Annotated in this window: 1 protein-coding gene; it reads right to left on the bottom strand. The window is 42.9% G+C overall.

The features are described from left to right. Positions 1-506: YaeQ family protein (locus tag A3735_RS23060; RefSeq protein ID WP_068638732.1), on the bottom strand; the 506-nt coding region annotated here is incomplete at its 3' end. Between the last annotated feature and the right edge of the window lie 75 nt (positions 507-581).

Raw genomic sequence — 581 nt, forward strand, 5'->3', positions numbered from 1 at the left:
ACACTCTCCCCCAAGCTTACATTCAAACTTCCATCCTGAATCATCACAACGAGCTCCATCGTTCTTTCGACATGCGCAAGCAGTGGCTCGATATCAGCCATCTCTGCACGCAAGACAGACAAATTAGCTATACGCTTCAAATCCTTTGCTAACCCGTCGAACCAGGGGGCAACCTTTTGTCCGCCATAAGCCAATACAACAACTTTATCTGAGCGACCTGAAGCTTTACGGATACGTTTTAAATCAGGTAAGCCCAAGTCGATCCACAACTCTATTTCGTCGGATAAAGACTTGAGCCAGATATCCGGCTCATCATCAGTCGATAAACCCTTGGTAAAACTTAGCGCTTCATCTGCATACAATGAAAAAGCAAGCAAACGAAGCAACATACGTTCAATGGTTTCAGATGGGTGAAGTGCAACATTAAGCGAGTAGCTTTGGTAATGATCTCGATCAAAGTCACTTAGTTGCAAAGTAACTTTATAGATCGTGGACTTCAGCGCCATGGTATCCCCAAGATTCGTTAATAAATAAATGGGCATACTACACAGATATGAAATATTCCGCACAAATTAAATTGC

Source organism: Oleiphilus sp. HI0061, assembly GCF_001635675.1.